Source organism: Paenibacillus planticolens (genome assembly GCF_013141725.1).
GTDB classification, from domain to species: Bacteria; Bacillota; Bacilli; order Paenibacillales; family NBRC-103111; genus Paenibacillus_E; species Paenibacillus_E planticolens.
Map to the genome: position 1 here is coordinate 1 of NZ_WHNZ01000042.1, position 19,728 is coordinate 19,728.

The window sequence follows — 19,728 nt, forward strand, 5'->3', positions numbered from 1 at the left end:
CTCCCGTTAATTGGAGCGGCTTTCGTGAAATCTCACGATTATGGCGCAAATAGAGGGAGGTTTTCCTGTTAAATGGATCTGACAGGCTTCTGCAGATAAATTAGAGGGAACTTTTCCCTCTATTTCGATCACAGAAGCCTAACAGCACAAAAGGCTGTCCCACAGGTTGGGACAGCCTATCATTTTTTGACCGTTATGTCAGCGAAATCGGCTCTTCGAGGCTGGACTTCAAAGGTTGTCCTTCTTTGTAATACAAATGAGGGGACAATAGGATAAAAAAGATATGAACCTCGCCAAAGCCATGCGCGGCCAACAGGTTGTTCATTTCTTGTGCAATGCGGTCATGCATTTCCTGATCTCTTGGGAACATGAGGATTTCCAGGGACTGCGGCGAATTGTTTAACTGTTCCACAAGCAGAAGCTCGATTTTGACTTTTTGCGGCAAAACGCCTGTTATCCTTGAAAACTCCTGAATCACATCGGTCGAAATCGAAGAAACGAAGTCTTGCTGAAATCCTTTAAAACGGAGAAACGGCATGCTGATTCCTTCTTTGCAAAGTTGTTAGCGAATTTATTTATTCTATTGAAAAGTGAACGTAAAAGCAAACCCAAATTTAGATGAAATCATTCTCGGATCTAGATAGGTATGATCAAGAGGCAAAAAAAAGGAGAGAGTTCAGAGGAAGATATCCTCGAACTCTCTTTATTAGTGGTGCAAATGCTAGTAATGCCTAGCTGTTATGTAGCGAGTACTCCAGTAACCTGTGTTCAAAGATGTAATGACCACACCGGAACTTTTGGTATTGCTTATAAAATTACCGTCGCCAACGTAAATCCCTACATGGTCGATTTGACCAGGCTTGCTCACACTGAACATCACAAGATCGCCAATGGCTAATTGATCTTTGCTAGGAACTTTGGTGCCGAAGCTTGTTTGAGCTTTTGAGCCCCACGGGAGATTTACGCCATTTTTTTGGAACACAAATTGTGTAAATGCGGAGCAATCAAATGTCAGATGCTGCGGATCTCTTGTGCCGAAACGGTAAGTGACTTTGCCGATATATGATTTGGCGGTATTCACAAACTTATGGCCATTCGTCGCATAAATCTCTTGTGCAGAGGCAGAAGTCGGTAAGGACATCCCAACAGTTGAGAATAGAACGGAAAGCGCTACCGAGGTGGAAATAACTAGTTTTTTCATTGCTGACAACACATCCTTATTCCAAATTTGGTAGTATGAAGTTTTTATGGGATAACTGTACCATAGAAAATCATAGGGAGCTTTAGTTGATTGCTGGGTCACGTGGGGATATTAGCCAAGGTAATTGTTGTGAATTCATGGAAGATTATTATAAGATGAACGAAACAGCTGCTAGAAAGAAGGACTGAACCATCATGATTCAATATCAAAATGAACACGTTACTGTGTTCCAGAGCGCACTATATCAAACCACTTCGACGGTAATTCAAACCAAAGAAATGATTCTTATTGTTGACCCGAATTGGTTGCCGAATGAAATTGAAGCCATCCAACAGCATGTCAATACGATCAATGGGGAGCGGGAGATTTATCTTCTTTTTACCCATGGCGATTTCGATCATATTATCGGCTATCAAGCATTTCCGAATGCGAAAACGATAGGAAGTCTGGAGCTTCACAATCACCCTAAGAAAGAGCATAAACTGAAGCTTATCCGGGATTTTGACAACCAAAACTATATCGTAAGGAACTATCCCATCCAGTTTCCGGAGCTGGATATTGTGATCCAAGAAGATGGTCAACAGCTTCATCTGGGAGACGCAACGTTGACTTTCTACCACGCGCCCGGTCATACAGCTGATGGTTTGATGACGGTCTTTGAACCACTCGGTATCTTGATTGCAGGGGATTATTTGTCGAATTTTGAACTTCCGTTTATTTATCAGAGTGCGAAGGCCTATACGCAAACACTTGAAAAATGCGCCATGATGCTTGAGAAGCATCCTGTTCGGCTATTAATTCCTGGACATGGCGCAGTAACAACGGAGCCAGAAGAAATGAAGAGACGTCTGGATTTAGCGTCGGACTATTTGAAACGACTTAGGAAGTCCGTTATTGCGAACGACGAAGCTGCGCTGGAGGCCCTGTATCAAGAACATGCCTTCCTGTCCTCCTTTACCGAAGAATGCCATAAGGAAAACGTGAGTATTATGAAACGCGAATATTGAGCAAACATCCTCAATACGTGGAAGGCATTTACTAACGATCACAGTCGGAGGGCATAGTATGCAGGAATTTGTTGGTCTTTGTAAAACTTGCGGGAAAAAGATTTATTGTCGGGAAGGGTTTCTTGACGGCATTGTTTTGGAGGATAAAAGCCTAATTTGCTTTGCTTGCTGGGAGAAGTCTTCAAGTTTACCAAGTTGAAATTCCGTCTGAAGACGGAGAACTTATAAATCCTCAAGTCGGATGATTGAGTTCATATGCGAAGGTAAGATAAGCGTATGGATTTCAAATCATTTTGAAAAGATGAGGTGTGCAATTGAATAAGCAAGGGAATAACAAAAAACTGATCTTAATCGGCCTTCTGTTAGGCCTGGTGTTCTCCGAATTGGACCAAACCGTCGTGTCCACGGCAATGCCAACCATCATTCGTGAGCTGCACGGACTTTCGCTATACGGTTGGGTAGCGGGCATTTACATGCTCTCGATTACGATGTTCATGCCTATTTTCGGCAAACTCGCCGATATTTACGGTCGAAAGAAAATATACTTGAGCTGCGTCGCACTGTTTTTAGCCGGTTCAGTCATTTGCGGTACATCCGGTTCAATGACCATGCTGCTGATCGGCAGAGGCATTCAAGGCATTGGCGCAGGCGGACTCATGCCGCTGGGCATGGTTATTATCGGAGATACGTTCCCTCTGGGGCAGCGGGCGAAAGTACAAAGTCTGGTCGGTCCGTTATTAATATTGCCGCAGCTGCTTGGGCCGACGGTCGGCGGATATTTTGTCAGTCATGTGAGTTGGCATTGGATTTTCCTCATCAACATTCCAGTCGGCATAACTTCGGCCATCTTCGTATCCAAAGGTCTGCGCGAGTCGATGCGTGCGGAGAGACAATCGATTGATTGGGCTGGCGCCATCACTTTGGTTCTTGCTATGTTATCGCTGCTGCTGGCTCCTGTCTTAATCGATGTAAAAGGCTACACCTGGGCTTCTCCGGTCATTATTAGTCTGCTGGCGTTATCCCTGGTGCTTATCGTCCTCTTTGTACGTATCGAAGCGAAAGCCAAGGAGCCCATCATTCCTCTAGTCCTGTTCAAAAACCGTTCTGTAGTCGTGCTTTCCGTTATTGTATTTGTAACGATGCTGGGCATTATGAGCGGGATGTCCGGATTCCCGTTCTTCGCTCAAAATGTCATGGGCTTGACTCCGACAGCTTCCGGCTACTTGTCGCTTGCATTTATGGTCGGGGCAATTCCGGCGAGTGTGATTTGCGGAAATCTCATTACGAAGATTCCTTATAAGCATCTATTTCTTGTCTCATTCGTGTTTCCGATCGCCAGTTTTATTATGCTGTCACGCATTCATGTGGATACGACAGTATGGTATATCATCGTCTCCTTTTTCATTATGGGGCTTGGGATTGGGGTCTTATTCGGCTCTGATAATCTGATCGTTCAGGAATCCGTGAGCAAGGAGCATAGCGGTGTAGGCGTGGCGACCGTTCAATTGTTTCAGGCTATTGGAACGACGCTGGGCTTTAGTATTTTTGGCAGTCTCCTTTCCAGGAATATTACCGGCGGCATCCACGGCTTATCCGGTCAATTTCCCGTTGGCACTAGCGAGACAATCATGAACGGAGGCATCCCGAAGGGTCTTTCCGCAGATTTACTGCTGCAGATCAAGCTGGTTTTCTCCGAAGCCTTCCAGCACATCTTTGCAATTAGTATCGGCTTCGCGATCGTTGCTTTTCTTGTGACTTGGATCATGAAGAAAGAAGTTTTAACGTCCAAAGATGAGATTCCTTCAACACCGTCTGCCGTTAATTCGGGAGCAAATGTGTGAGCTCAAAAGCCTAAGAGCCGGTTCATAACGGTTCTTAGGCTTTTTTTTGCCATAGGACTGTGAAATATTTGAAAAATAAGGGGTTGCAAACCCTTACAATGGCATATATAATCAATTTAGTATTACTAGTAATACTAGTCCGAGGTATTGAAACGATTTTTTGGCTCGTACGTCGTAGTAGTAGTTGAGCCCCTTTAGGAGGGTCACAAGAACGATGAACATAAGAATGGATGCTTCACGAGACGCGAAAGGACTAGTCCGCGACTATGTCCATAATACCCTAAAGCGTAATATTATGGAGCTTAAACTGGAGCCCGGCCGTTTTATTTCCGAGAAAGAAGTCGTCGAAATGCTGCAGGTTAGCCGCGCCCCGATCCGGGAAGCTTTCGTCAAGCTGTCGCAAGAGGAATTGATTGAGACTATTCCGCAAAAAGGTTCGTTCATTTCGCTGATCGATCTTGCGCTGGTCGAGGAATCAAGATTCGTAAGGGAGACGATGGAACGTGCAATCATTCGGCAGGCATGCGAGATGCTGAATGCCGAGCAAGTGATGCAGCTGCATAATCTGATCTCGCTCCAAGAACTTTGCGTCGAGGGGAATAATTACGAACGATTATTTGAACTGGACGAAGAGTTTCATAAAACAATCATCGTTGGCTGCGGCAAATACCGGACTTGGAACTTACTGCAGCAGCTCAGCACCCATTATAATCGAATCCGCTTTCTGCGATTAGCCGTGAATTACGATTGGCAAATTATACTATCCGAACATCAAGCCATTACGCGGGCTATCCGCGAGAAAAATCCCGACGAAGCTGAGAAAGCGATGGGCGAGCATTTGGGTCGGGTCAGTTTCGAAAAGGAAGAGCTTCGGTTGAAATATCCCTCCTTTTTTAAGTAAGTCCGTTTCATTGATCTACCCATGATAAGCAAAAGCCTCCAAGAACTTTATCCAAAGTTTTTGGGGGCTTTTTTTACCTAAATTCGTGTTAAAATCGTCAAAAGGATATATATGACAATTCTGAATATGGGGGAGAGATGAAGATGCCGTGGCCAATGGTGCATTTTAGCATAGCAGAGCAATTGTTTGATCACCATCCTTCGCCTGAGTTTTTGTTGGGCAGCGTTGCGCCGGATGCGATTCATATGCGAGAAGAGGCAACGAGGCAAGACAAGGGGCGCACACATTTATGCGAAGAAGACGGTACTATGCCGACTCTAGCGGTTTTACATGATTTTTACAAAAACTCAATGAGCGATGATTATGCATATAGGCAGTTCATGCTGGGATATGTTTCACATCTCTATACAGATCTCAGGTGGACGCAGAGGGTTTGGACTGATTTTGTGGACAAGCTTAATCATGAATGTGAGGGCCCGCATGGACAAGTAAAGAGCATATATAATCGGGAAGTCGCTCAAATCGAGTATAACCTGTGCAGAAGTGAGAACTGGACGGACAGGGTACTGACATCCGTTCTGCTTGCTGCACCATTCGCGGTGAATGCTTTACTGGCAGAAAGCGAAATCAAACAGTATGGCGAGCGCGTCGTAAGAAACTTAAGAGATGAGTCACAAGAACCGCGCATTTTGCCAAGATACATAACGGATCAAATTGTAAGTGAGTTTATAGCGCGGACTGTTCGTGAGCTTAGGGAATTAATTCACGAGTGGGATAAGGATGCGAACTAATGGATTAGATGAATACGAGAAGAATAGGAGCAAGCAGCTGCAATGAAAAAATGGATCGCTCTTTTTCTTCTCACAGCCTTGTGTGTCGTTAATTATGTGCAGAACGATTCGTCGGATCAGGACCCCTACCTCATCACAGATTACAGTCGACTGCATCCAGTTAAAGTTGCAAGTGTAGTTAAAGGCCGTGAGGAAGAGCAACTACGAAATATTTTGCGGGAAGCCCGGGAGCAGCATTTAACGGTCTCCATTGCCGGACAGCGGCATAGTCAAGGAGGGCATACGTTTTACAAAGACAGCGTCGTCATTGACATGACTTCATTCAACAGAGTGCTGTCTTTCGAGCCGCAGCAGAAGCGGATTCGTATTGAGGCAGGAGCGACTTGGAAAGACTTGCAAGATTACGTCAACCCGTATGGGTTGGCAGTGAAAACGATGCAGTCGCAAAACATTTTCACGATCGGTGGATCGCTTAGCGTGAATGCGCATGGCCGGGATATCCGAAACGGATCGCTTATTAAAAGCGTTGAAGCGTTTCGCCTGCTTCCCGCAGATGGACGTATCGTTAACGTGAGTCGAAATGAGAACGCTGAGCTTTTTGAACTCGCAATCGGTGGTTATGGTTTATTCGGAATTATTCTTGACGTAACGCTTTCATTGACTGACAACGAAATGTATAAGCTGCGATTCGATCAGATGAACGTTAGTTCGTACAGCGGTTATTTTGAGGAGCAGGTGAAGGCGAATCCTGATATTCGTCTGCATATTGCGCGTATATCGGTAGAGCCTGACAATTTTCTGAAGGATATGTATGCTTTGAATTATGTAGAAGAGAGTTCCGTTCCGCTGGAAAGGAATGACCGGTTGACAACGAGAGAAGACGGAGTGATCATCGCCAAGCTGATGTTCAATTTGAACCGTACGTTCGATTGGGGGAAAAAGGTGCTGTGGCAGCTGCAAAAGCCGCTTTTTGCCCAGCAGGAAGGAAAGTTAATAACGCGCAATAACGCTATGCGTTCGGAATCTCAGTTTATGGAGTATCGCCATGCGGGGAGCAATGATATTTTGCAGGAATATTTCATTCCGGTCAAAGAATTCGCTGGTTTTGTCGACGATATGAGGACTGTGCTGCAAACGGAGAAATTAAATCTGCTGAACATTACGGTGCGTTATGTCAACCACGATGAGGAAGCAGCGCTCTCTTATGCGACGGACGATATGTTCGCGCTTGTTTGTCTGTTTAATGTTCCATTGTCAAAAGTTGGTCAGGATCGTGTGCGCTCAGGTATCCAGAAGGTGCTTGATCGCGTGATTGAGCATCAAGGATCGTATTATTTGCCGTACATCGCTTATCCGAGACTTGATCAATTTCGTACTGTCTACCCGAGGTACGCGGAGTTTTTTCAAAAGAAAGAGCAGTACGATCCAGACCATGTCTTCATGAACTATTTTTACACGGATTACAAAGGGGAGTAAGCAGTCATGGATACAAAATGGCTCATTCGTTCACAAAGTATCGTGACGTTGGCAGCAGGGATGATTTATCCTTATTATTTATTGTTTCTCAAAAATCTCGGCAACAGCTACTCGAAATACGGGCTTGCATTTGCCGTCTTCACGATTAGTTCAGCGGCTGTGTCGCAATGGCTGGGTTCGAGACTGGATCGCCACGGGATACGGCTGCTGACTTGGAGCTCGGTGGGCATGATGGCTGCTATGCTGATCTTCCCTTGGATAACAAGTTACTCTTGGGTACTCGCTTTGCAGCTTCTGATGGGCGTTTGCAATGCGATGCAAAAAATGAGCGAACGCCTGTTGTTGGCCGATTATACAGAGAAGGGCGAGCGCGGGCCTGTAATTGGGAATTTCCACTTTTGGACGTCGGTCGCTTCAGGCTTCGCTGTGATCCTTGGCGGGCAAGGAAGAGGAGGGAGTGACGTGCTGGACGATCCATGTCTTGGCTGCAGATTAGCTAATAACAGGCTTGAGGCTCACATTGTTTATGAAACTGAGGCGGTTACATGCCTTCTTGATCACGCTCCACTAAATGAGGGGCATATATTAATCCTACCGAAACAACATTATGCAGATGTTGATGATTTGGATGAGAGCACAGCCATTGAGATTATGCTGACTTCGGCCAAATTAGCGAAAGCGCTGAAGGATATTTTCCGCCCTGATGGCATAACGATGATACAAAACGGCGGTATATTTAATGATTTAACGCATTACCACATGCATATTTTTCCGCGATATAAGGAGGACGGGTTTGCATGGCAGGAACCGGCAGATAGCTCGAATGCAGCTGGACGTTTGGCTGAGACAGGAGAAATGTTGAGAGAGGCGATTGGGTTGTTGCGATGATTATTTTATGTGGTGTTTTACCGAGTATAAAATTCCAATGCATGAAATTCAAACATCAGAGATCTAGGAATACCACCAACAAACGAAACTTGACGTAATTAAATAACTTTACTAAACTTAATTACAAATAGTAAGCAAAAAGGGGGATTTTCCAATGTCCACGACATTACCTTCGGATATAAAGTTAGGCATCGTAAAATTATATGTTTCAAATTTAGAGCGTTCTATGCGCTTCTATCAAGAGATCGTTGGGCTGCGCCTAGGAAAATATAACGCTTCGACTGCCGAATTAACTGTTGACGGCGCCCAGCCCTTTCTACTGCTGGAAGAGATTGCAGACGCACGGATCACTCCCCGCAGATCGTCGGCCGGGCTGTATCATTTCGCGATTTTGCTGCCGACACGCAAAGATCTCGGTCTTAGCTTGAATAATTTGATCAAATCCGGCATTCATATCGGTCAAGCGGATCATTTAGTCAGCGAAGCGCTATACATCACAGATCCGGATCATAACGGGATTGAAATTTATTGCGATCGGCCTAGAAGCACATGGCGCCGCGATGCGGACGGTAATTATATGATGGCCTCTGATCCGATCGACTGGGACGGCTTGCTGCGCGAAGCGGAAGGCACGTCTTGGAGCGGTTTGCCTGTCGGAACAACGATGGGACATATCCATTTCCATGTTAAAAACTTGCAGCAGTCCAAAGTGTTTTACTGCGATCTTCTTGGCTTCGATGTGGTGGCAGATGCAAGGGAGACGATGAGAGCTTTATTCATCTCCGCCGGCGGATATCATCATCACATCGGACTAAACGTTTGGGCAGGCGAAGAGGCGCCGTCGCGGCCTGCCAACGGAACAGGTCTTAGTTATTACACCCTTGTTTTCCCCAATAGGCAAACACGCAATGAGGCTGTTGATCGGTTGAAGCTAGCAGGCGTACAGACGACGGATATTGACGATGCAGCAATGGTAACGGATCCTTCCGGCATTCAATTGAGGCTTGTTTACGAAAAATAGAAAAATATAAGTAGAAGCAGATGCCGGAGAGATCCTGCAGCCTGCTTCTTTTTTATAGGCCCGGTGCTCTTGGCGAGAGGTCAGAGGCAACCTATTTTAGGAATAGTGCCAGATTGTCCGTTTCCCTTCCGGGGAACCAGGCATACTGTAGCATAAAGGAAGGCATGGACAGAGGAGGAGATTCTCATGCGTATGGTTGCTAGTAAATGGTCGAAGTTCGCAGTCCTGCTGCAGCATTCCGGAGTCGCCAAACATATTCCAGCGATGCGTCGTTATAGTGCGGAGAACCTTGCAGCGATGTTGCGTCAATATCAATTTGTCGTGGCAAAGCCGATCGTTGGAACCGGGGGCAACCGTGTAATGAAAATCCAAAGAGCAGGGAACGGCTTTCTGCTGCATAACGCGGGAACAAAAAAAATCTATCGCAGCTGGAGTGAACTGCTGCAGGTCATTAACCGGATTCGTCAGAACCGTCCGTTGATGATTCAACAGGGCATTAATTTAGCCACCATCGATGGTCGGCCTGTCGACTACCGGGTCAAGCTGGCAAAAGTCGGACGTCATTGGCAGATTCGAGCGGTTGTTGGCCGACTAGCCCGTCCGGGACTTTTTGTCACGAACCTGTGTCAAGGGGGTACGCAATTGAGAGGCAGATATGCCGTTGGACGGACGTTCCCGGCATCGCTGGTCAAATCCAAAATAGACACGATGGTAGGCGTATCCCGAACGTGCACGATGCTGCTAGAGTCAAAATTTCCGGGCATCGGCATGCTGGGCTACGATTTTGGCATCGATAAAAGGGGAAGCGTTTGGATTTTTGAAGTGAATACGAAACCCCACTAAATACAGCGAAATGGGCAGCACGGATCATTTCCAGACGTGTGGATCCAAGCTTTACGAAGAAAGCGAGTGAAATAACTGGAAAATCTCCCGCTAAATTGCTCGAATGTTGACCTTTCAGAGAATTTAGAAGGAAAACCTCCCGTTACTATGACCGGATGTAGTAGATTTTCACGGAATTGATGCGAATAGAGGGAGTTTTTCCAGCTAAATGGATCTGACGCTCCTTTGCAGTCCATTTAGAGGGAAATTTTTCCTTAATTTGAGCGCAGAAGCATAACAGCCCAAAAGGCTATCCCACAAGTCATAGAAATGACTGGGATAGCTTATTTATTTTTATTGTTTTGTTTTGATTCTTTTCAATTCAGCTACGATGACAAAGGAAACGATCACAAGCAAGAACCAGGCCACAATTTTGGTCGGATGTACGAAATGCCAGGCATGGTCTTGATTCGGATACCGCCAAGCGCCGAAATAAGTGGCGATATTTTCAGCAATCCAAATGAAAAAACCAGTACATAAAAAGGACACCACAAGCGGCATCGAATAGCTGATCTGTGCAAGCTTAAATCTAACTTTTGAGCTGTAGAAGAGAAAACAAAGCAATACAATTAACAAATATCTCACATCGAAGATGAAGTGATGGGTAAAGAAATTAAGATAAATACAAGCTCCGAATGGAACAGTTATCCATTTTGGCGGGTAGGCGTGCAAGGAAAGCTCCATCCTCCGCCATGCTTGACAAATATAACTTGCTACGCTCGCGTACATAAAGCCGCTGTAGAGAGGAACGCCGAACCATTTGCTATACGCTTCCTCAGGATAGCTCCATGATCCCATATGTACTTTGAACAGCTCGAGCATTATGCCAATAATGTGAAAGACACAGATTACTTTTAATTCATCTTTGGTTTCAAGTTTGCTGAAGTACATAAAAGCTTGCAGAAGAAGGCAGCCAGCTAGAATAAAATCATACCGCGGAAGGCCGGGTATCGATATCAACTTGCTTAAAGCAAGTGTTACAAAAATGCCTACAGGAAAAATGCAAGACAACGCTGCATGGTATGTAAAAATGCTTAATTGTTTCAAATGCATGTTCATGTTTTTTTCACCTCTTGATACTTCTTATATGCCGTATATCCATGCTAATGAAAGATTTGACTTCTATAAGCTGAGTTTTGTTCAAATGATTGCATTCATGTTTTGATACCTTTCATTTCCATTTTCAGCAAACGTTAAGTTGGCATTCAACTTTCTTTCAGCCACCGCTCAGTATGGATTCAGTCACGCCCCTTAAACTGCTACTTGTAGGTTGGATATGACGAAGACAATCGTGGTCTTGGTACATGGGAAAGGGGAATTATCAATGAGCATGAATCGGAAAAAGAAATGGATCATCATTGTTGTGGCTGCGATGCTGTGCGGGGCAGGAACTTATTATTACATACATGGTAAGGCGAAGCCTGCAGTCGCCGCATCCGGGCAGCAATCGGCAATGAAGGTGACGAAAGGCTCGATCTCTTCATCCATATCGGGAACTTCGCAGCTGGATGCCAAAGATAAGCAAAACATTGTCATTCCCGTGGATGCCATCATTAAAACGATGAATTTGACGCAAAATCAAGCGGTTAAGAAGGGCGACGTGCTCGTAGAGCTGTCCGTCCCATCTACCGAAACGAACCTTAAAGAAGCACAAGTGAGTCTTCAGCAGCTGGAGAAGGAGCTCGCTGAGCTGCAAGGCGAACAGAACCATATGAGCATATCCGCTTCGATGAGCGGAAAGCTTACGCTAGCATCCAATTTGGATGTGGGCAGTCAGGTGAATAAAACGACGAAGATCGGAACGATCTCCGACACTTCGCAATTCAAAGTCAAGCTGCCGTTTCCGCTTCAAGAAGCGGTTCAATTGCAGAAAGGCGATAACGTTGAGCTGACGGTTGACGGGTATTTGCTTTCTAAGATTGGAACGGTTTCAACCGTTTCCCACGACATGAAGGCCGATGCGAATGGAAATAAAATCGTGGATGTCGAAGTTCTCGTTACCAATGACGGGACGCTCTCTTCAGGCTTGAAGGTGAAAGGCAGCATCGGCACCGGTGACGACAAAGTAGAGTCAACAGAGCAAGCTGCGTTAGATTATGTGCGCACATCGCCTATTTTTTCAGAAGCTAGCGGAACGATCAAAAGCTTGAAGTTTAAAGACGGAGATACGGTAAAGCAAGGGGAACTCATTGCGGGATTATTTAACGATGACCTCCAGCAAAACATAATCAGCAAGCAAGCAGCTATCGACAGCCAGAAAATCAAAGTGGACGATGCGCAGCAAAAGGTGAATCAATTGACGATCACGGCGCCTTTTGACGGCGTGTTCTCGGCGGATTTTGCCAATAGTAAAAGCAATGTGCTTCGTAACTATCCTGTTGGCGCGCAAATTAATGCCAATACGACGTTAGGGGCGGTAGCGAGCTTAAGTACGATGCAGCTGGCCATTGCCGTGGATGAGCTGGATTTAACCAGTGTGAAGGTGGGGCAGAAAGCTGTCGTGAAGGTTGATGCGATTTCGGGCAAATCCTTCGATGGCGAAGTGACTTCGGTCTCCAATGTAGGGACCACCTCGAACGGAGTGACGACGTATGATGCGGTCGTTTCCATTCCGAACACGGCAGCGAGTGACCTCAAATATGCTATGACGGCTACGGCTGAAATTTTCATCCAAGATAAGAAGGACATTCTGGTCGTGCCGATTCAGGCGATTACAACGACGAAAGGCAAGTCAACCGTTGCATTGAAGAAAGCGGACGGCACCGTGGAAGAGCAGCATGAAATCAAGACCGGTATTCGCAGTAAAACACAGGTTGAGATTGTGAGTGGTTTGGTAGAAGGCGACGAAGTGGTCATGCCGACACGGAAAGCAACCACGACAACGAACCAGCAGCAAATGATGCAAGGCGGCTTCCAAGGCGGTTTTGGTGGCGGTGGCGGTGGCTTCCAAGGTGGTAGCGGTGGTGGCGGCTTCCAAGGCGGTCAAGGCGGTGGAGGTTCGCGTCAATGACCTATAAGCATCGAGGAATGGAGCGAGTCGGATGAATATTATTGAATTAACGGGAATCACCAAAAGCTACGCCCGCGGGGAAGAAGAATTGCAGATTCTGAAAGGGATCACGCTGCATATTGCAAAAAGTGACTTTGTTGCTATTATCGGTCCCAGCGGATCGGGGAAATCCACACTGATGAATACCATCGGGCTGCTCGATGTTCCGACTTCCGGCACGTACTCGCTCGACGGCGTCGCTACCGAGAAGATGTCCGACAACGGTCTTGCCGAACTGCGAAACCGGAAAATCGGCTTTATTTTCCAACAATTCAACCTGCTCCCCCGGCTATCTGCCATCGAAAATGTGGAGTTGCCAATGATTTATGCGGGCATTCCCGCCAAACAGCGCAGAGAACAAGCGCAGCGCATGCTGGAGAAATTGGGTATGGGCCAGCGCGGACACCACAAACCTAGCGAGCTCTCCGGCGGACAGCAGCAAAGGGTGGCGATTGCGAGAGCGTTAGCGATATCGCCTTCACTGATATTGGCGGATGAGCCTACGGGCGCTTTGGATTCCAAAACAGGGATTGAAGTGCTGGAGTTAATTCAGGAGCTCAATCAGCAGGGCAACACCATTGTCTTGATTACGCACGACAATCATATCGCAGATCATGCCAAGCGTGTCGTTACGCTTCGGGATGGCGAGATTATCAAAGACGTACGCAATGACCGGTTGCTGATTCCGCAAGCGGAGGAGGCGGTTTCGCTATGAGACCTTGGGAGCTTTTCCAAATGGCCATGGCCACAGTACGATCCAATCCGCTCAGGACGGTTCTGACGATGCTCGGCGTCATTATTGGGGTGAGCTCGGTCATTACGCTCGTCTCCATCGGGCAGGGTACCTCCAAATCGATTGAAAAGCAGTATGAGGGGCTAGGCACGAACCTGCTGACCGTTAACTTGCTAGGCAATGGCCGTGCAACTCAACTGAAATATGAAGAAATCATGGATCTGGAGGGCACATCCGGGATCAGCGGGATTGCGCCGACGATGACCAGGAACAGTACCAGCATCAAATATGAACGCACTACGGAAACGTATAATGTGCTAGGTACCAATGACCGTTATTTGAGCATGCAAAAGGGAGAGATCGGCAGCGGCCGTTTTCTCGCCCAAGCGGATTTGGACTATCGCAATCACGTGGCGGTGATTGGAACCGACGTGGCGGCGAAGTTTTTTGGCAAGGACGATCCAATCAATGAAGAAATTAATGTCAACGGCTACATGTACACGATTATCGGCGTTTTGAAAAGCAAAGGTTCCAATACAAGCGGGACGTCGTTAGACAGCTCGGTTATTGTGCCGTTGCCGACAATGAGCAGAGATTTTAAACTTGGATCCATTCGAACTGCTTACGTCGAAGCAGCTAGCGGCGATGACGTAAGCAGGGTGCAGGCCGTGCTGGAAAGATATTTAACGAGCAAATTCAAAAGCACGTCAGGATTCAACATTTTCAATTCCTCCGAATTGATCAGCGCCAAGCAAACTGCGTCCAGCACGCTAACGAATCAGTTAGTAGCCGTAGCCGCGATATCCCTTTTGGTAGGCGGTATCGGCATCATGAACATTATGCTTGTGACGGTAAGCGAAAGAACCAGAGAGATTGGGATTCGCAAATCCATTGGTGCCAAGCGCCGGAATATTTTGCTGCAGTTCCTGGTGGAAGCGACGTTAATTAGCGGCATGGGCGGATTCATCGGTTTAGTTGTTGGCGTAGCGTTATCGCTCGCGTGGCCCTATATCAATCCGAGCCAGGCTACCAGTCTTTCAATCAACGTAGGCTTATATGCATTCTTATTCTCAGCCTTAGTTGGCGTCATCTTCGGATTATATCCGGCCAACAAAGCTTCCAAATTAAAGCCAATCGATGCCCTTCGTTATGATTAGTGACTGCAGAATGACTTGTTTACTATTAAAAGCTACGGGAGGTAAAACATCATGATCCGCAAATTAACATCGATTTCTTTGAAGCATACAACATTAGCTCTGTTTCTAACCGGCAGCATAGCCGCTGCCTCTTTACCCACCGGGGCGGCTCACGCGGCAGGGGAAGCGGTTTATATCTCGTCGTCTTCCTATTTTACATTAAGCCAAGCTGCGCTTTCGTCTTCATCGCTTCAGTTTGCCGTATCCTTACATAATGGAGACGCAAAAGCGATAGACTTCAATCAATACGGCGTGCGGGTTACAGATACGTCCGGGCACAGTTATACGGCCAAAATGAGCGAAAAGAAGAGCGCGAGTGTCCTTCCAGGTCAAGATGCGAGCTTTCGCTTCTATGCCAATTTGGGTGAAGGGGAATCTGCAGATCAGCTGAAGATTGATGTCTTCCGCTGGGATGCGGGGCAAGCTGATTTTATGAATCATCTCGGCCAACTGCCTGTAAGTTCTGCACTTGGCGATGGTCAAGTGGGCGTGCCGGAAGAAATTATTAATCTTCGAACTATCGACACCACACTTGCGAATGATTCTTCGCTTGCGTTCCAGTTAGGGCAAAGTGTTCGGGTTTCAGAGAATGGCAAATGGTATCTGTATACGCAATTGTCCGCCAAAAACCTTGGATCCAGCTCCGTTAAGCTGCCGGCAGGACTTCAGTTCCGATTAGTGGATGCCAGTGGGTTGAAATATACCTCAGCGATTGCAAATGGATCAGGCACAACGTTCCTCCCGAACGAGTCGGATACGTTAACGTTGAAAACGCCGATCTCCAAGCAGATGGCGATGTCGGGGGTATCGCTGGAATTTTATTATGTAAACCAAAGTGAAGATGTGACACTGGGGAACATGAGTCTGGGTACTTCCCTTCAAACAACTGCGTTAGATACGAAGCAGGTATACGGCGGTCAGCAGTCGGGCGAGCAAATGACAGTCAAAGCCAACTCAACCAAATACACCAAGCAAGCCGATGGCGTTCATGTGCAAACGATCGTTACGCTAAGCAATGATGGAAAAGAGGCGGCCGCAGTTCCTTCGTTCTTTGCCGCGTACCAAGTCGGCGATTCAGGCACGGCTTTGACGGCTGCCGATAATACGGCCCGCAATGCGTATTTGGCACCAAATGAAACGACGACGTATTATTTCAACGCGGTTCTGCCTGCCGGTTCAGATCCCAACACGGCGCAGCTTGTCCTCTGGGAGAAGACATCCGCGAGCTCCGGCGGTTCAACAACGTCTTCCGGATCCACCGGCACGAGCACATCGACGAATGCCGATACAAGCACCGGGACGACAGGCCAAATGCCTGTTGCCGTGTTCCTGCTTAAAGGGGCGGTCGAAGCCCAAAACGGCTTCACGACAGCTGCGAACTATACACTAGGAAGCAAGCTGAATTTTAGCGACAATGCTGCAGTGAACAAAAATGTGGATGTTTCGCTTGTTGAGCTTCACGCGCATGAGAACGACGATCTAGGCTACAAAACGGCCATCGCCAAGTACAAAATTACGAATAACGGCACCAGCACGATTGCGCTTCCTGAACTACAGAACGAGCTGCTGGACAGCAGCGGCAATTCCTATACGGGAACGCGTCAGAGTTCAGTCGCGGCACAGCTCACGCCGGGCAGCTCTTATGTTGTTAGTTATTCCTATCTGCTGCCGAATAGCAAAACAGAGGACGATGGAGCTTTTGCGCTGAACATCTACGATGATAAATCGGTTTCCGAAGGTAAGGTATCGATCGGAACGTATCAGGTTGCTCTGCAGAAGGACGAAGACAGCGATAAGCTTGACCTGTATCCATTCTCCTTGAAAGTGAATAGCGATTCGATCAGCTGGCTTTATAATAACGGCACTTATTCGTATCAATTAAATCTTGATCTTGATATCACACATGAGGATCAGGTCATCATTGACTCAAACTTCTCCAAAATTGAATTCGACATGATTGATTCTCTCGGTCGCATCGTGGGCACTCAAACGTCCACATTAGTCGGAACCGGCAAACTGACCAGTGGCAAGCAAAAAGTTGTCGTCAGCGGGCTGAAAGACGAGCAAATTGACTCAGGTGTTGTCGTTAACATGTACGAAGTCATTGAGACTCCTAACGGAACGGCTAAGCGCCTGATCAAGCAATTCCATTAATAAATTCCTTTGAAGCGCCTGTATGCTTTCTGCATATAGGCGTTGTTTTGTTTTTCTTGCGTTAGTCTGTCAGCCTTTACAGGCTTAATCACGATATGGTATGAATACAACATAGAGGATGCTGCAAAGGAAATGAGAGGATAATTATGAATCAGGAAGCAGTGCACCAAACCATACCGGAGAGTAACGTTGGCATGGAGGAGTATTATCGGACCTATAAAAAACTGTTATTCTCTGTTGCCTACCGAATGCTAGGCTCAGTCTCAGATAGCGAGGACATTCTGCAGGAAATGTTTATTTCGCTGCAAACGATGGACACAGAGCATATCACCAATATGAAATCGTATTTAGTTAAAATGGTGACCAACCGCTGCTTGAACGAGCTGAAATCTGCGCGCAAGCAGCGAGAGTTATATATCGGTCCTTGGCTGCCAGAGCCGCAGGTCCACGAGATCGGCCATAATCCTTTAGACCGGCTTGAACAAGAAGAAACCGTCAATTATGCGTTTCTGGTCCTTTTGCAAAAGCTGTCAGCTATGGAGCGGGCTGTATTTGTGCTGAGAGAAGTGCTTGGCTACGAATATGGCGAGGTCGCTGAAATGCTGCAGAAGACCGAACACAATTGCCGCAAAATTTACAGCCGCGCAAAGCTTAAAATCGGAAGCGGAGGAGAGGCTCCCGCTCAATTGACAGGCGATACAGAGCCTCTTGCTCAGCTGTATTTGCGTGCGGTGAATACAGGAGATTTTAAGAATTTCGTTTCTATGCTAACAAACGATGCGGTGCTGGTTTCCGATGGCGGGGGGAAAAAGCGGGCAGCGCTCAAGCCGATTTTCGGCAAAGAGCGGATTCAAGCTTTTCTCGAAGGAATCGCGGCCAAAGGGGCGCTGCAAGGAGATTGGCGGCTGCTGGACATAAACGGTCAGACGGGTCTTGTGCTTATCCAGGAGCGGAAACCTGTGAAGATCATTAGTTTTCATTGGTATGCCGGGCAGCAGCAAGCGTTAGAGGTTTATCTGATTGTGAACCCGGATAAACTAGAAAAACTCGAATCTTTTTTGTAAACGTGTCACAAAACTCCAAGCTATTTTGTCTTATAAGCGAGAAGTCAAATTAACCACTTTGGAGGAGATTCACATGGAAGTAAGATTCAATTATAGCAAGGCAAATCCTGAGGCTTTGCAAACGATGTATAAGCTTGAAGGTTTCATGAAAACGAGCGGATTGGACCCTATCCTATACGAGCTTATCAAAATTAGAGCATCCCAAATCAACGGCTGCGCGTTCTGTCTTGATATGCATACCCGGGATCTCAGCAATTTAGGCGAAACGAATCAGCGGATTAATCTGATTAGCGTTTGGCGGGAAGCTCCGATCTACTCGGAGCGCGAGAAAGCGGTACTGGAGCTTACGGAAACGGTAACGAACATTTCCGTACAAGGTGTTCCTCACGAGGTATATGACCGAGTTCGCGAGCATTTTGACGAACGGGAATACGTGACGCTCATCATGGCCATTAATACGATCAATGCTTGGAATCGCATCGCGATCTCGACCGGCATGTTCCCTGGATGTATGTAAGAAGCCTCTCACTGCCGCGAGAGGGTGAAAAAGGCCGTCTCAGCAGCTGAGACGGTGTGTGAATGTATGCGAGACGTCCGAAAAGGCCGTCTCGTTTTTATTTTGTAGTGCAACGTGCCCAAAAGCATGATTCAGTTCCTAATTCATAGTAAGATAGATTCATATTGCCAAAAAACGAGACAGTTAGGAGACATGAAGCGATATGAAAGAAAACAAATATGACGATCTTGGATTTTTTGAAAAATACAGCCAAATGGCACGCTCGATCGGAGGATTGGACGCTGCGGGGGAGTGGCCCGCACTTCGTGCGCTGCTGCCTGAGCTTTCAGGGAAAGCCGTGCTCGATCTCGGCTGCGGTTATGGCTGGCACTGCCGGTACGCTCGCGAAATGGGTGCTCGTACCGTCGTAGGCGTGGATCTTTCCGAAAAAATGCTGGAGCGTGCAAAAGAATTGACGGATGATTCAGCGATTGCTTACCGCAGGCTCGCGATTGAAGACATCGATTTTGCCGCGGGAGAATTCGATGTGGTGATCTCCTCTCTTGCCATCCATTATGTTGAGCACTTCGACGAGCTTTGTCATAAGGTTCACCATTGCCTAGCCGAGGGCGGCAGCTTTATTCTTTCGGTTGAGCATCCCATTTTTACTTCACGCGCGGAGCAAGATTGGTATTATGGACCACAGGGCGAACGATTGCACTGGCCGGTTGACAGCTACCAAAGCGAAGGCCGCAGGCAGGCAAGATTCCTGGATAGCGACGTTGTCAAATACCATAGAACGGTTGCCACTTATTTGAATGCGCTAATCGATGCTGGCTTCAGCTTGCAAAGACTGTCGGAGCCCCAACCTACACAGGAAGCTTTGGACAAATATCCCGCAATGCGCGACGAAACCAGACGTCCTATTTTTCTATTGATAGCAGCAGTCAAAAATAGCAAATAAGATCAACTACTCTTAGCATTATGTCCATATGCATAATCTTCTTGATTGTTGGGCTAACTTGGTT

General features: G+C 46.8%; 18 protein-coding genes. 15 read left to right on the plus strand and 3 right to left on the minus strand.

All coding sequences use genetic code 11. From position 1 onward, the window contains the following. Window positions 1-193: 193 nt before the first annotated feature. Together GC097_RS19230 and GC097_RS19235 are read right to left on the minus strand one after the other, a co-directional pair. Window positions 194-538 carry a DUF1904 family protein gene (locus GC097_RS19230; RefSeq protein WP_171684932.1) on the minus strand — a complete coding sequence of 115 codons (345 nt, stop codon included), beginning with the start codon at window positions 536-538 and terminating at the stop codon, window positions 194-196. Window positions 539-721: 183 nt separating this feature from the next. Further along, the gene (locus GC097_RS19235; protein WP_171684933.1) at window positions 722-1,201 is read right to left on the minus strand and encodes a C40 family peptidase; all 480 of its coding nucleotides are present in this window, start codon (window positions 1,199-1,201) and stop codon (window positions 722-724) included. A 194-nt stretch (window positions 1,202-1,395) separates the two neighbouring features. Between GC097_RS19235 and GC097_RS19240 the strand changes: the two genes are divergently transcribed. From GC097_RS19240 to GC097_RS19275, 8 genes are all read left to right on the plus strand, one after another. Next, a complete protein-coding gene (locus GC097_RS19240; RefSeq protein ID WP_171684934.1) occupies window positions 1,396-2,208 on the plus strand; it encodes an MBL fold metallo-hydrolase in 813 nt (270 codons plus the stop codon). A gap of 308 nt (window positions 2,209-2,516) precedes the next feature. Then, entirely contained in the window at window positions 2,517-4,049 is a 1,533-nt protein-coding gene (locus GC097_RS19245; RefSeq protein ID WP_376768406.1) for an MDR family MFS transporter, read from the plus strand. A gap of 214 nt (window positions 4,050-4,263) precedes the next feature. Continuing rightward, window positions 4,264-4,950, plus strand: coding sequence for a GntR family transcriptional regulator (locus GC097_RS19250; protein ID WP_246294345.1), 687 nt, complete (start codon window positions 4,264-4,266; stop codon window positions 4,948-4,950). 143 nt (window positions 4,951-5,093) lie between these two features. Continuing rightward, a complete protein-coding gene (locus tag GC097_RS19255) occupies window positions 5,094-5,741 on the plus strand; it encodes a zinc dependent phospholipase C family protein (protein ID WP_171684936.1) in 648 nt (215 codons plus the stop codon). A gap of 42 nt (window positions 5,742-5,783) precedes the next feature. Continuing rightward, window positions 5,784-7,217 (plus strand): FAD-binding oxidoreductase, encoded by a 1,434-nt coding sequence (locus GC097_RS19260; RefSeq protein WP_171684937.1) that lies wholly within the window; start codon window positions 5,784-5,786, stop codon window positions 7,215-7,217. Window positions 7,218-7,223: 6 nt separating this feature from the next. Further along, entirely contained in the window at window positions 7,224-8,105 is an 882-nt protein-coding gene (locus GC097_RS35045; RefSeq protein WP_312875702.1) for an MFS transporter, read from the plus strand. A gap of 154 nt (window positions 8,106-8,259) precedes the next feature. After that, window positions 8,260-9,126, plus strand: a complete 867-nt coding sequence (locus GC097_RS19270) for a VOC family protein (protein WP_171684938.1) — start codon at window positions 8,260-8,262, stop codon at window positions 9,124-9,126. A 186-nt stretch (window positions 9,127-9,312) separates the two neighbouring features. Next, window positions 9,313-9,969, plus strand: a complete 657-nt coding sequence (locus GC097_RS19275) for a YheC/YheD family protein (protein ID WP_171684939.1) — start codon at window positions 9,313-9,315, stop codon at window positions 9,967-9,969. A gap of 333 nt (window positions 9,970-10,302) precedes the next feature. Here the strand turns inward: GC097_RS19275 and GC097_RS19280 are convergent, their stop codons facing one another. Further along, window positions 10,303-11,061, minus strand: coding sequence for a DUF817 domain-containing protein (locus GC097_RS19280; RefSeq protein WP_171685189.1), 759 nt, complete (start codon window positions 11,059-11,061; stop codon window positions 10,303-10,305). 271 nt (window positions 11,062-11,332) lie between these two features. Here GC097_RS19280 and GC097_RS19285 point away from each other — a divergent pair, with 271 nt between their 5' ends. The 7 genes from GC097_RS19285 (at window position 11,333) to GC097_RS19315 (ending at window position 19,664) form a co-directional block, all read left to right on the plus strand. Beyond that, window positions 11,333-13,018, plus strand: coding sequence for a permuted SH3 domain-containing protein (locus GC097_RS19285; RefSeq protein WP_171684940.1), 1,686 nt, complete (start codon window positions 11,333-11,335; stop codon window positions 13,016-13,018). Between the two features lie 31 nt (window positions 13,019-13,049). Then, window positions 13,050-13,772, plus strand: a complete 723-nt coding sequence (locus tag GC097_RS19290; protein WP_216625823.1) for an ABC transporter ATP-binding protein — start codon at window positions 13,050-13,052, stop codon at window positions 13,770-13,772. Next, complete coding sequence (locus tag GC097_RS19295) at window positions 13,769-14,947, plus strand: ABC transporter permease (RefSeq protein WP_171684941.1); 1,179 nt, start codon at window positions 13,769-13,771, stop codon at window positions 14,945-14,947. Before GC097_RS19290 ends, GC097_RS19295 begins: the two co-directional genes overlap by 4 nt. Before the next feature lie 51 nt (window positions 14,948-14,998). Next, window positions 14,999-17,140: a hypothetical protein gene (locus tag GC097_RS19300; RefSeq protein ID WP_171684942.1), complete on the plus strand. Its 2,142-nt coding sequence runs from the start codon at window positions 14,999-15,001 to the stop codon at window positions 17,138-17,140. 146 nt (window positions 17,141-17,286) lie between these two features. Next, window positions 17,287-18,204 carry an RNA polymerase sigma factor SigJ gene (sigJ, locus tag GC097_RS19305; protein ID WP_246294346.1) on the plus strand — a complete coding sequence of 306 codons (918 nt, stop codon included), beginning with the start codon at window positions 17,287-17,289 and terminating at the stop codon, window positions 18,202-18,204. 73 nt (window positions 18,205-18,277) lie between these two features. After that, a complete protein-coding gene (locus GC097_RS19310) occupies window positions 18,278-18,721 on the plus strand; it encodes a carboxymuconolactone decarboxylase family protein (protein WP_171684943.1) in 444 nt (147 codons plus the stop codon). Window positions 18,722-18,923: 202 nt separating this feature from the next. After that, window positions 18,924-19,664 (plus strand): class I SAM-dependent methyltransferase, encoded by a 741-nt coding sequence (locus GC097_RS19315; protein WP_171684944.1) that lies wholly within the window; start codon window positions 18,924-18,926, stop codon window positions 19,662-19,664. The last annotated feature ends 64 nt before the right edge of the window (window positions 19,665-19,728 follow it).

Coding starts and splice junctions, on each gene's coding strand:
- GC097_RS19230 (WP_171684932.1), bottom strand. CDS start 538: ATGCCGTTTCTCCGTTTTAAAGGATTTCAGCAAGACTTCGTTTCTTCG.
- GC097_RS19235 (WP_171684933.1), bottom strand. CDS start 1,201: ATGAAAAAACTAGTTATTTCCACCTCGGTAGCGCTTTCCGTTCTATTC.
- GC097_RS19240 (WP_171684934.1), top strand. CDS start 1,396: ATGATTCAATATCAAAATGAACACGTTACTGTGTTCCAGAGCGCACTA.
- GC097_RS19250 (WP_246294345.1), top strand. CDS start 4,264: ATGAACATAAGAATGGATGCTTCACGAGACGCGAAAGGACTAGTCCGC.
- GC097_RS19255 (WP_171684936.1), top strand. CDS start 5,094: ATGCCGTGGCCAATGGTGCATTTTAGCATAGCAGAGCAATTGTTTGAT.
- GC097_RS19260 (WP_171684937.1), top strand. CDS start 5,784: ATGAAAAAATGGATCGCTCTTTTTCTTCTCACAGCCTTGTGTGTCGTT.
- GC097_RS35045 (WP_312875702.1), top strand. CDS start 7,224: ATGGATACAAAATGGCTCATTCGTTCACAAAGTATCGTGACGTTGGCA.
- GC097_RS19270 (WP_171684938.1), top strand. CDS start 8,260: ATGTCCACGACATTACCTTCGGATATAAAGTTAGGCATCGTAAAATTA.
- GC097_RS19275 (WP_171684939.1), top strand. CDS start 9,313: ATGCGTATGGTTGCTAGTAAATGGTCGAAGTTCGCAGTCCTGCTGCAG.
- GC097_RS19280 (WP_171685189.1), bottom strand. CDS start 11,061: ATGCATTTGAAACAATTAAGCATTTTTACATACCATGCAGCGTTGTCT.
- GC097_RS19285 (WP_171684940.1), top strand. CDS start 11,333: ATGAGCATGAATCGGAAAAAGAAATGGATCATCATTGTTGTGGCTGCG.
- GC097_RS19290 (WP_216625823.1), top strand. CDS start 13,050: ATGAATATTATTGAATTAACGGGAATCACCAAAAGCTACGCCCGCGGG.
- GC097_RS19295 (WP_171684941.1), top strand. CDS start 13,769: ATGAGACCTTGGGAGCTTTTCCAAATGGCCATGGCCACAGTACGATCC.
- GC097_RS19300 (WP_171684942.1), top strand. CDS start 14,999: ATGATCCGCAAATTAACATCGATTTCTTTGAAGCATACAACATTAGCT.
- sigJ (WP_246294346.1), top strand. CDS start 17,287: ATGAATCAGGAAGCAGTGCACCAAACCATACCGGAGAGTAACGTTGGC.
- GC097_RS19310 (WP_171684943.1), top strand. CDS start 18,278: ATGGAAGTAAGATTCAATTATAGCAAGGCAAATCCTGAGGCTTTGCAA.
- GC097_RS19315 (WP_171684944.1), top strand. CDS start 18,924: ATGAAAGAAAACAAATATGACGATCTTGGATTTTTTGAAAAATACAGC.